Consider the following 2,839-nt stretch of genomic DNA (forward strand, 5'->3'; position numbering starts at 1 on the left):
AGGCCAGTGCTCGAGACCCTGATCGACCGGATCTACGAGGCCGCGGGCACGCCTGAACTCTGGCCGAACGTCCTCCAATGTTTCGGAGACTATGCGCAGTCGGACGGCGCCGTGCTGATGATGCTCCCGCCGACGGGAAGACCGCGCTGGATCGCATCCCCCGCCCTCGAACACCGACTGCGGCATCACACGGCGTCGACCTCCTGGCGCAGCAGCGGGCGCACGGCGCAGTGGCGCACGATTTCTCAGCCGGGTTTCGTTCGCGACGTGGACCTGATGCCCGCCCCGAATTCGGATCAGATCCGTCGCGTCGACGAGCCCTTCTGGCAGGTCGGGACGACGATTCCCCTGCCGACGGGCGACGTCGCGATCGTCACCGCCGAACGCCGCGCGGATCACGGCCCGCACGAAGCCGGCATCCTGCCGAGGCTCGATGCGGTGAGGCCACATCTGGTTCGGGCGTGCCAGTTGAGCGCCCAGTTCGGCTCCGAGCGCGCACGCGTCACCACGGCTGCACTGGGTCAGATCGGGCTCGCGGCCGCCGTCCTGACGGCGTCCGGACGCGTGCTCACGATGAACAGCCAGCTGCAGGAAAGGGACGAGATCCTTCCGGCGAGTCAGAACGGGATCATGTTCAAGAGCCTGGTCAACAGCAAGCTGCTCCAGGACGCCATCGGCAACGTCGTGAGCGGCCGCAGCGTGGCGCAGACCATGCCGGTGCGCACCTATGGCGATCAACGCGCGCTGATCGCCCACATCCTCCGCTTCGACAAACACCCCGGCGATGTCTTCGACGCGTCCGCGGTGCTTCTCATCCTGGTTCAGGTCGGTGCGCCGGCGGCGCCGGACAACAGTCTCCTGCACCTCCTGTTCGATCTGACACCCGCCGAATCGCGTCTCCTGCAGGCGCTCGCGGGCGGCTTGCGCCTGCAATCCTATGCCGAGAGCGTCGGTGTCCAGACCAGCACGGTTCGCACCCAGCTCACATCGATCTTCAACAAGACGGGAACGAAGCGCCAGGCGGAGTTGCTGAGCATCGTCGCATCGATCTCGATGTTCAACGGGCAGGCGGCGCGCTGCTGATCGGCGGCGCGGGCGCCGCGCCGAGGAACTTCTCGAGCGTCGCCACGGTCGGGAAGGCATGGAACGCGCCGAACTGACAGGTGGTGAGGGCCCCGCACGCGGCTGCGTAGCGGAGCGCGTCTTCAAGGGGTCTGCCGGCGAGGATGCCCGTGAGAAGGCCGGCCGCGAAGGCGTCTCCGGCTCCCACCGTGTCGATCGCCGCGACCGCGAAGGCCGGTTGATGCAGCGGCGGCGCGGTCGCCCGGAAGGCGATCGCGCCGCGCTCGCCGAGCGTGACGACGAGCAGTTCGAGGCCGCCGTCGAGAAGCTTCTCGATCGCGGGCGTCGTGGTCGTCGCATCGGCGGCCTCGCCGAAGGCGCCGAACCCGAGGTCGCTCGCCTCGACGGCGTTGACGACGAGGATCGACACGTTCGCCAGGATTTCGGGGTCGAGTGGGCGCACGGGCGACGGATTCAGCAAGGTGCGGATGCCGCGCGCCCGGGCCAGGGCGAACGCCGCGCGAATGGGAGCGTCGGGCGATTCGAAGGTCGCGGCCACGAGATCCGAGCGCGCCAGACGCGGGGCGAAGGGGCCGACATCCTCCGCATTGAGGGCGAGGTTGGCCCCGAGGCAGACGGCGAGACAATTCTCGCCCTTCGGATCGACGAAGGCGACACCGGCCCCGGTCGAGCCGGCGTGATGCACGAGCATCGCGGCGGAAAACCCGACCTGCGCGAAGGTCGACAGGACCACCGGGGAGAAGACGTCTTCTCCGACGGCGAAGATCCCGTCCACGTCGACGCCGAGCCGACTCGCGGCGAGGGCGAGGTTGAAGCCCTTCCCGCCGGGCTCGGCCAGGAAGGCCGAACCTCCGAGGGACTCTCCCGCATGCGGCAACCGTGGTACCTTGACCGAGCAGGCGATCACGAAGCTGCCGACGACGAAAACCTGCATGGGACACCCTGGCGTGGTGCGGCTCAGAGGATAGGACCGGAGGTCGATTGGACGAGCGCCCCGGACATCGGACACGCCACGCAGAAGGTGAGCCACGTTTCGCGATCGGTGACCACCCCTCGGTCCTGTCGCTGCTGCGCCTGCGCGACGACACCGCGATGCCTCTCTATCGCCAGATCGAGGAGCAGTTGCGGGAGCTGATCCTGTCGGGCTCGCTGCCGCCGGGCGTGATCCTGCCGGCGGAGCGTCAGCTTGCCGACCGGCTCGGGGTGAGCCGCGTGACGGTGCAGCGTGCCTACGCGGAACTGCGCGACGAGGAGCTCCTCGTCCCGAAGGGACGCTCGGGCTTCCTCGTCCGCCGTCATCCCGAGCCCGTGCGTCCAGGCATGGACCGCCTCAAGGGCTTCACCGAGGAAATGCGGGAACTGGGGAAAATCCCGTCCTCGCGCGTTCTGGAGCGGGTGGTCACCGAGGACCGCTCGATCGCCTCGATCTTCGGATTGCCCTCGACGGCACCCTTCCTGAGATTGACGCGCGTGCGCTCCGGGGACGGTGTGCCCATGTCGCGCGAAGTGGCCTGGTACAACGTCCGGGCGGTGCCCGCCCTCGAGGGCGCAGACCTGTCCGGCTCGGTCTATGCCTTCCTGGCCCAGCAAGAGGGCGGCCGCCTCGTGCGATGCGATCAGACGGTGGAAGCCACCATGCCGACGGCAGCGGAATGCGAGATCTTCGCCTTCGCGGCGCCGCTCCCCAGCCAGCTGATCAAGCGCCCCAGATACAATCAGCATGCGGTCATGATCTCATACGTCGAGGGGCGGTTCC

Annotated in this window: 3 protein-coding genes; 2 read left to right on the forward strand and 1 reads right to left on the reverse strand. The window is 68.4% G+C overall.

The window, feature by feature from the left end; all coding sequences use genetic code 11:
• The coding region (locus tag JWQ05_RS04055) for a helix-turn-helix transcriptional regulator (RefSeq protein WP_299654855.1) at positions 1–1,083 on the forward strand (1,083 nt) is incomplete at its 5' end.
• Here the strand turns inward: JWQ05_RS04055 and JWQ05_RS04060 are convergent.
• Positions 1,058–2,017: a ribokinase gene (locus JWQ05_RS04060; RefSeq protein WP_299654858.1), complete on the reverse strand. Its 960-nt coding sequence runs from the start codon at positions 2,015–2,017 to the stop codon at positions 1,058–1,060. The two genes, JWQ05_RS04055 and JWQ05_RS04060, sit on opposite strands and share 26 nt — an antisense overlap.
• A gap of 47 nt (positions 2,018–2,064) precedes the next feature.
• On the opposite strand from JWQ05_RS04060, the gene JWQ05_RS04065 reads away from it, so the two are divergent.
• On the forward strand, positions 2,065–2,839 hold a 775-nt coding region (locus tag JWQ05_RS04065; RefSeq protein ID WP_366944548.1), incomplete at its 3' end, for a GntR family transcriptional regulator.

Source organism: Methylobacterium sp. (assembly GCF_028290105.1).
Classification (GTDB): Bacteria; Pseudomonadota; Alphaproteobacteria; order Rhizobiales; family Beijerinckiaceae; genus Methylobacterium.